Source organism: Leptolyngbya sp. FACHB-711 (genome assembly GCF_014695615.1).
Lineage (GTDB): Bacteria > Cyanobacteriota > Cyanobacteriia > Elainellales > Elainellaceae > Leptolyngbya_A.
In genome coordinates, this window is sequence record NZ_JACJOR010000168.1 from 1 (window position 1) to 8,375 (window position 8,375).

The 8,375-nt window shown below is 46.9% G+C and carries 7 protein-coding genes; 5 read left to right on the top strand and 2 right to left on the bottom strand.

What is annotated here, in order from left to right; translation table 11 throughout:
- Positions 1 to 95: 95 nt before the first annotated feature.
- On the bottom strand, positions 96 to 683 hold the full coding sequence (locus H6F80_RS05760; protein WP_190790639.1) for an HD domain-containing protein: 588 nt from the start codon (positions 681 to 683) through the stop codon (positions 96 to 98).
- The gene (locus tag H6F80_RS05765) at positions 661 to 2,070 is read right to left on the bottom strand and encodes a TIGR03985 family CRISPR-associated protein (protein ID WP_190790640.1); all 1,410 of its coding nucleotides are present in this window, start codon (positions 2,068 to 2,070) and stop codon (positions 661 to 663) included. The genes H6F80_RS05760 and H6F80_RS05765 overlap by 23 nt, the downstream gene beginning before the upstream one ends.
- 98 nt (positions 2,071 to 2,168) lie before the next feature.
- Between H6F80_RS05765 and crn3 (H6F80_RS05770) the strand changes: the two genes are divergently transcribed.
- From crn3 (H6F80_RS05770) to H6F80_RS05790, 5 genes are all read left to right on the top strand, one after another.
- Positions 2,169 to 2,513, top strand: coding sequence for a CRISPR-associated ring nuclease Crn3/Csx3 (gene crn3, locus H6F80_RS05770; protein ID WP_190790641.1), 345 nt, complete (start codon positions 2,169 to 2,171; stop codon positions 2,511 to 2,513).
- 14 nt (positions 2,514 to 2,527) lie between these two features.
- Entirely contained in the window at positions 2,528 to 3,493 is a 966-nt protein-coding gene (gene crn3 / locus H6F80_RS05775) for a CRISPR-associated ring nuclease Crn3/Csx3 (protein WP_190790642.1), read from the top strand.
- A 236-nt stretch (positions 3,494 to 3,729) separates the two neighbouring features.
- A complete protein-coding gene (locus tag H6F80_RS05780) occupies positions 3,730 to 4,920 on the top strand; it encodes a Card1-like endonuclease domain-containing protein (protein ID WP_518523527.1) in 1,191 nt (396 codons plus the stop codon).
- A complete protein-coding gene (locus tag H6F80_RS05785; RefSeq protein ID WP_190790644.1) occupies positions 4,913 to 6,748 on the top strand; it encodes a hypothetical protein in 1,836 nt (611 codons plus the stop codon). Before H6F80_RS05780 ends, H6F80_RS05785 begins: the two co-directional genes overlap by 8 nt.
- 154 nt (positions 6,749 to 6,902) lie before the next feature.
- The coding region (locus H6F80_RS05790) for an RAMP superfamily CRISPR-associated protein (RefSeq protein ID WP_242067185.1) at positions 6,903 to 8,375 on the top strand (1,473 nt) is incomplete at its 3' end.

The window sequence follows — 8,375 nt, forward strand, 5'->3', positions numbered from 1 at the left end:
AAACCCCCCAGGGTTTTCGCCCTCGCTTCGGTTCGCGAAAAATTATGCCTCTATCGTAATCAAATGCTCTCCTATTGTCGAGAGACAAAGATGGGTCAAGGCAAACTCAAGCGATCTAAATCACGCAAATCTTCAACCGTTCGCGCAAATTCCTCACTCATCCCCCCTGCATCTGCTGCTTTATAGAGCGAAACTAATTCCTGATAAAACCACAGCCTTTGTTCTGAATCACTGCTAAACTGCTGCCAAATTGATGAACCGAACTTTCGCCAATCTCTAAGCAGCGATCGGGCATTATGAAGTTTATCTGCCAGCGATACGCGCACTACTTCAGGCGATGCCGCTCGAAGGTTTTCAAGATAGTGCTGCTTGCGTTCTTTCCAGGGAGGTTTGGGAACCGTGGCTGAATCAGTACAACCCTCCACAATTGCTGCCACCCGATCTCCGAATCGGGTCTGAATTTCCGCTCGAATCGCCTGCCCGCCTTGATCTTCAATCGCATCATGCAACAATGCCGCGATCGCTTCATCTTCAGTTCCACCATCTTCCAAAACGAATGCCGTGACACTGAGGAGATGGGCAATGTAGGGAATACCGCTTACTTTTCGGACTTGATTGGCATGAAGCCGATGTGCCAGGACTAACGCTTGTTCAAAGCGATCAGTTAGTGGAGTATGAGTCATATGATTCACCGTGATAAAACTGAAATTCTGCCTGAACTTCCTCGGCAATTTCCTGTCGTAAACTCCAGGGCAGCAAAACCTCTACATGGGGTCGCCAAGCCCGCAGCCGATGCCGAATATTCGTATCGCCATCACGGTAGCACACCTGATAATAGGCATCCTTAAGCGATCGCATCTGGAGAACTTGCAGCATGGTCTCTCGTTGCACCCCATCTTTGTGTTGTCGCATCAGCTGCATCACCCTTGATCGATCGATTGCCTTAAAGGTGGAATGCCGAAAGGTATCGACAATATAGCGATCGTGAAAATCGCGGTTAAAGCGTAACACCATCTGTTGCGGTTGGAGATAGAAATCAAAGCCCCAGGCTTTATCGAGTTCTATTTGAATATACGACGGGTCTGGAAGTTGCCCCTTCTGATAGAAGAGGCGCAATGCTGCGGGAATCGCGGCATCGGTCCAATCCAGAGAACAACAGTGTTGAATTCGATCGAGACGAAAGTTATACCACTGATGCGATAACTCAGGACTGAAGCCACAGAGGTAAACCGATCGCTGAGCATAGTAAATACAAACTGGATAGACAATCGGGGTGAGAGTGGTTTGATGACGGGCACTCTGATAGGTTAACTGCAAGGGTGGAACGGGATCTTGCTGCCAGACTTGGCGGAGTTCCTCTTGCCAATCATCGACCTGATCCAGTTTATGGAATGGCGTAATGTAATCTAAATGCAGAAAGAAACGCTGAATTCCTCTCACATTGCCCGCATGGTTTTGCACAATCGTTCCCAAGTCAGGTTGAAAGAGTTCCAGAGGATCGATCGCCTGGACGGTGGACAACTTCGCCAACTGCTTTGCACCTGGATAAGCAGGAAACTGAGTTACCCGTCGATAGTGGCGATCGCGTTCTAAATAGTGCAACCAGCCCAGCTTGGCTAATTCTTGCAGGTCTGCGGTGAGGGAGCGACGAGTCACGGCAAACAATCGGCTATTCAACAACTGGTTCAAATCCGGTTTGGATATCGCTTCATATTGCTGGAGGTCTTGTCGCCACTCTCGCTCTGACAGACCCATTTGAGCATTAAATAACCACTGAGCTGCCGTTCGCGCACAGGGACATTTGGGATCGTGCAAATCAGGAGCCTGTTCGCCTTTCGGATGGGAAGCACTAAAAAACAAACCTCGGCAGTCGGCAAAGGTAAACGGATCACTCAGCGTTTGATCGTCCCCATACAGCCAGCGCAACCATACCCAAAGCCGAATCGCTCGCAGTAGATTCTGTTTGAGTGACCCGCGTGCCAACCAGCGCAGCAACTCTAAATCCGGACGCAGTTCATTCAAGACAGGGAAGCGATCGCCCGTATCTGCATGAACAATTGTGTTGGACATTAAAGAAACCTCTCAACTCAACCCAATTTCTTCATCTAGGAAGCCGCTCCTTCCAGCCCACTGTTAAAGTAGCATCATCTCATTTCTGTTGACGGTGTATGCACCCCATTCAACTGGAAGTTATTCCTCATCAAACGATCGACGGGCTTCCCTATCAACACCTGCACTTTCAGATCATGACTGCCGATGGCATTATTACTCCCGCTGACCTGAAAGGCTTATGCCTACCCACTAACCTTGATTTTAAGCAAGGCGTGGTGATTGAAGGCAAAGGACCAATTTGGCTGTATGGCTATCTGGTGCATGAGTGCCACCCTTGTGCTTGGGTGGCTTGCTATGACACCCGTTTAGGCGGAGTGGTCGTTTCCACCCATACCCATGCGGTCAGTATTAGTCAGGTACTTCCGATCGAGTTGCCTTCCAATCGTTTGACGTTACGGTAAAAGGAGATGAGGTAATGGTTGCTCCACCCAGTATTCGCTTGGCATCCCAGTCTGAAGTCAAACTCCAGGTCATTACGCTTCTCGCGAATCACAAACCCTGTCAAACTTTAGTCATTGACCTGTTAGCGCCCCTGCGGTGTATTCAACCGGATGCCCTGGAATCCCTCTCCCTACCGGATACGCTTGACTTACAGCAAGAGGTGATTATTTTCGGATCTGCGCCCATTTGGTTGTACGCCTGCCTGATCGATCAGTGTCGATCGGCTCCCTGGGTTGCGACTTATGATTTACGCACCCAATCAGCAGTAGTGGTCTGTAGTCATACATCGCAATACGTTCCTGGTGATGCAATTCAGCTTGAACTAAATCAAGTTGCCCAGCCTGCCATTCTTATTGGTGGACCCCCGAAAAGTGGTAAAAGTGTGTTTTCCCATGCCCTCCAGCGTCATCTGGTTCAACGTCAATTCAATCTAAAGACGCACATCTACCGTGCCAATTGGGACGGAGAAGGCAATCACACCTATGAAACCGAGAATACGGATTTAGTTGAGCAACTCCGACGCGAAAATAACTTTAAACTGCACCATCAGGATGAATCGGATGCCAAAATCCAGGAGTTTTTTCGCAATCGGGCAGCAGAAGCGGAAAAGATTCGTCGGGTAATTGATCTAACACTCGTTGATGTCGGTGGTATTCCTGATCCGATTAAGCTACCTGTTGTAGAGCAATGTACGCACTACATTGTAATTAGCCGTGACCCCAACAGAATCAAGGCTTGGCAAACCCTTTGCAGTCCCTCACTCACCCCCCTGATCATCATTCACAGTGTCCTAGAGGAACGTCTGGAAATTGTGCGAACAGAACCCTATCTGGAGGTAATTGCAGGACCCTGGATTCGGGGGCAGGAGTGCCATGTGCCTGAACCGCTATTGGAAAAAGTAATGAGTGTGGTGCAACCCGATGCGATCGAGTCTTCTTAAATGGCTACTTCTCTCATAACACTCTCGATTCAGGGCATTACATAAACGCCTGTAACGACGATCGGAGCTTTAGCGGGAGAAGGGAAAACTAGGAGTGTTTTGGCTACTAGAGATCCCCATTTCTTTGATGGTTCAAATGGCTAAACACAACCCATAAATTCTTATTGATATCAAGGATGAATAGCAAAAGCTTAGCCAGAATAGAGAACTTCAAGTGCCACTATCTATTCCTATTAATGGGTGAAAATCCTTTGCCCAATTTAATCGCTGTGTTAACCCTTCTGAATGATCGTGGTGTACCTTATTTGATTCACACAAAACGGACTCACGCGCAGGCACATTATCTTGCAAACGTACTTCAAGAATTTTCCTCGTTTCAACCAGCAGAGCTTATTAATCTGGGTGAGAGCCATGCAGAAGCATCGGTAATTCGTCAAGAGATTCAGACGATCGCTAAACCTCTCACAGGACGGGTAGGCATGAATTATACGGGTGGCACAAAGGTCATGGCGGTTCATGCTTATCGAGCAATTGAAGCAGTTCAACCCAATGCAGAGTTCAGCTACCTGGATTCCAATACACTAGAACTGATGATTGACGAAGATGTTGCTCCCAGTCTTCGGTTTAAGGTGTCGCCTCCCTTAACTCTGGAACAACTATTTCGTCTTCACGGGCTGTCCTGGCAGCCCAACAATCCACCAGGTGATTGTCCCATTCAGCCTGAAGCAGCGACAAGACTAGTTCAATTTTATCAATCTCATGATCTGAGAAAAGCATGGCAACACTGGTGCCATCGAACATTGCGACCTCAGACGAAAGATGCTTACAACCACTGGCGCACCGAAGCGGAACTCGAAAAGGTTTCCCCCTTGGCGATCGCCTCTTTGCCCTCCGTAATTCGCGAAGATTTATTCGCTGCCTATCTTCATGCCAACACTCAGGAACTATGGCTACAAGCAGCTCCTAAACTAGGATTTAACGGCATCACTCAATTCTGTGCTTGGCTAAATGGCACTTGGTTAGAACACTACACTCTCAGTGAAGCTCAGCGAATTGCACCACTACTGAATATTCATGACAGTCGTATTTCGTTTAATATCCGTGACCCTCTCAAACCCTATCAGGACTGGGCAAAGTTTGAGTTTGATGTCGCGTTTATGCAGGGATATCACTTGTTCGCCCTATCCTGCACAACAGCAACAGGTCGATCGCAGTGTAAGGAAAAGCTAATGGAGGCAAGTGTGCGGGCACGGCAATTAGGAGGATCGGAAGCACGAATTGCATTGGTCTGTTGCTATCAGCACCCTGATTCACTGCGATCGGAGTTGGAGGTGGCAACCCGGAATCGGAGAATCGCCGTGTTTGGGCGATCGGATTTACCAATTTTGGGACAGAAGATTGTTAATTGGGTAAAGCAGAATGGCTGAAATGTACCTTGTCTTAATTGAAACCTCTGGGAATCAAAATTATATTTTTTCGACAAACAAGCTGAAAGAAAATATTGGAGCTTCTGAGTTAACCTATCGGGCAGGAACTAAATGGGTTCTGGAAGCAGTCGATCAGGTTAGAAGTGCTTCAGAGCAAAGCCTTCAGCTTGGAAGATTAGTTGACGAAGATGAAAAGACTTTAACTAGCAAAGAAATTAGAATAAAATTACTTGATTTTGATGAGAATCGACCAATCGAGTCCTCTGATGATGTCAAAGTAGAAGTTGTAATTGCCACATCTGGCAAAGCGTTGCTTTTAACTAAAGATAAGGAAGTTGCTAAAGACATTATTCGATACGTTACGCATAAAGCAACGCGCTTTGCCCCAGGTTTAGACATTTCTGGTGTCATTTCAGAGCCTTTTGAGTGGCAAAGTACCTGGGCTAACAAACAAGAGCCACAAGGGATTGCAAAAGCAAATAAATGGGTACATCGTGAGTTTGAGGTACTACGATCGCAAAAACCTTCTCCTGCTCTACGTTTTCTCCAGCTTCCTATCGTTGCCCAATGCACAACCAGTGGCTTGCCAGCCTCTCAAGTTGATTCTGACGGGAAACCTATTTCTACTGTTGCCCAATCCAAACGGGCAACTGCTGAGCAGGGGCTTGAAAGAATAACCAGGTTATTAAAAGATAATGGGTGTTCAACTCGACTCTTCGCTACCGTCAATGCGCTACAAAAAAAGTTTGACCGGGAATTAGACTGGCTAGCAGTGATTCATGCAGATGGTAATGGATTGGGTGAGATATTCCTAAATTTTGAGAAATATACCTGTGGCGATCGCGAGTACGTAGATAAGTATAGAAGTTTCTCAATTGCGCTTGAAATCTGTACTGAGCGGGCATTCCTTGAATCTCTAAATGCGATTAAGCCCATCCAAAACACTAAGAACAGAAAGCAGCTTGACACAACGTTAGAAATCCCGCTGGTGCCGTTAATTTTGGGAGGAGATGATCTAACCGTTATCTGTGATGGAAAGTGCGCTCTGCCATTTGTCCATCATTTTTTGCAGCGACTGGAAACATGGACAGCAGGAGAAATTCCTGAAGCGATCGCAAATTTAAAGGAATACAAGCAAATTATTCCAGAGATTGCCGAAAAAGCACTGAAGACAAGGCGATTGTCAGCTTGTGCAGGCATTTCCATTACAAAGCCCCATTTTCCAACATCAATGGGTTATGTCTTGGCAGAGAAGTTGATGAAGTCAGCTAAGCAGGTGAAGGAGAGGATATTCACGCCAGATGACACCAATCCTCAGAAGCTGATTCCTTACCCTTGCTCAGCGCTGGATTTTCATGTGCTGTATGACAGTTCTGCTGTAGAACTTGCTAGGATTCGTGACAGGCTGAAGCGTAAAGAGAATGGAAGTGAGGTTTATCTTGTCAATCGTCCCTATATAGTGACTCCTCAAAGCGACCTGGCATTAGCAATAAAAGGAGCAGATTGGGCTGAGTTTCATCGGTGGGAAACATTAAAAGAAAATGTTCAAACGCTTGTCGCTAAGGACGAAGAAAATCGGCGTAAGCTGCCAAGTAGCCAGATGCATGAACTTAGAGCTGGACTATTTCTAGGTAAGCGGGAGCAAGCAGATGCCCGATATCTATTGATTCGCGATCGCTACAGTAGCAGTAATTCTGATGATAAAGACATCCGCGTTTTTGAAGGAAATCCGGATTCCCTGTTTCAGCAAGAACCCGAATCTGGAATTTACATGACCCGATTACTGGATGCGATTGATGCGGCTGACTTTTTAGGAATTGAGGGTTAGGGCAGTGAACAAGAAAAACTTTAAAAAAAGCAAACAGCATTCCCATCGCTCCCCAGCTAAGAGTATGCCGAATTCCAGTTCCAAAACCTCTGGGAAGCCCAATTCACCGAACCCACCATTGACTCCCCAGTCATCCTTTACAGCCCTAATCACAATGCAAAGCGACTGGCATATTGGTTCTGGGACTGGGCGGGCTGGAGATATTGATCGCTTGGTACAGCGAGACAAGGACAATTTGCCCTTTATTCCAGCAAAGACTCTGACTGGAATTTGGCGGGATGCTTGTGAATTGGTGGCTTTAGCCCTGGATGAAGAGGAAGATCGGGGACACACCCGCCCTTCTTGGCAAAAGTGGGTGACCTACCTTTTTGGTGATCAACCAGCTTTAGGAAAAAATGTCACAGAAAATGCACCCCGTGAGGCAGCACTGTCAATTCGCTCTGCTCATTTACCTAAATCTCTAATTGAAGCATTGGCAAGTAAGCCTGAATTGCAGTCAGTGATAACTTTCGGTAAGCCTGGAATTAGCATTGATACTCGTTCTGGCTGTGCTAAAACTGACTTTTTGCGGCTCGAAGAAATGGTGCGGGGAGGATGTACCTTAACAGCCAAGTGTGAACTTCAACTGCCCAGTACAGAGAAACAGAAAACAGCGGCATATGCGTTATTGCTAGCAGGCGCTAAGTTAGTTGACAAAATTGGCGGAAAACGGCGGCGCGGTTCGGGTAAATGCAGCCTAACTGTTCAAATTAATGGGATGACAGAACATCTCACTCCTTGGCTTGATTGGTTAGAACAGAATCCTGATGCCCCCCCTCTGCCTGATCCATCTATCTCTGAACCGATCAGGATTACAGGAGAGCCATATGCTCAATCAGATGACTGGCTTCAAGTCGCGCTCGATATTACAACTCTTGCTCCAGTAATTATCCCAAAGCGCACCGTTGGTAATGTCACTGAGAGTTTAGACCACATTCCAGGAACCTATTTGCTGAGGTTGGTCAGTCAGAAACTGAGTAAGTTTGGAGTTGATTTAGGCAGGACGATCGCACATGGGGATTTTCTAGTCACAAATGCAACGATCGCGATTGATGGTCAATCTGGTCGGACAGTGCCCTTCGCACTTTTTGCCCAAAAACTGGGGGGAGGTTTAAAGGAAGGTAAAGTTTACAATCGTCTCAAGGAGAAGGAACCCAGGGAGGCACAACTGAAGCGAATTTCAGGCAGTTATCTGGGATCTACAACGGGTGAACCTGGCAGTTTACCCTACTCAGAAAGGGTTGACCTGGTTCTGCAAACCCACAATACCATTCAAGACGAGGTGCAACGCCCCACAAGTGATGTTGGCGGTGTATACAGCTACGAGTCCATTCCTGCCGGAATTCATCTGCAAGCCTGTCTACGATTGCGACGGGAACTGGCGAACGCATTGAAACAGAAAGATGCCAGTTGGTGGAATCAACTGAACGGACGCGATCGCTTAGGTCAGTCTAAAAAGGATGACTACGGTGCAGTTAAAATCGAGATCAAAAAATCTCCTGAAATTATAAAAGCAACAAAGCTGGACAATGCATCTGAACTGATCGTCTGGTTCCTTTCAGACGTTTTGCTGCGCGACAAGCGGCTT

Coding starts and splice junctions, on each gene's coding strand:
- H6F80_RS05765 (WP_190790640.1), bottom strand. CDS start 2,070: ATGTCCAACACAATTGTTCATGCAGATACGGGCGATCGCTTCCCTGTC.
- H6F80_RS05785 (WP_190790644.1), top strand. CDS start 4,913: ATGGCTGAAATGTACCTTGTCTTAATTGAAACCTCTGGGAATCAAAAT.
- H6F80_RS05760 (WP_190790639.1), bottom strand. CDS start 683: ATGACTCATACTCCACTAACTGATCGCTTTGAACAAGCGTTAGTCCTG.
- crn3 (WP_190790642.1), top strand. CDS start 2,528: ATGGTTGCTCCACCCAGTATTCGCTTGGCATCCCAGTCTGAAGTCAAA.
- H6F80_RS05780 (WP_518523527.1), top strand. CDS start 3,730: ATGGGTGAAAATCCTTTGCCCAATTTAATCGCTGTGTTAACCCTTCTG.
- crn3 (WP_190790641.1), top strand. CDS start 2,169: ATGCACCCCATTCAACTGGAAGTTATTCCTCATCAAACGATCGACGGG.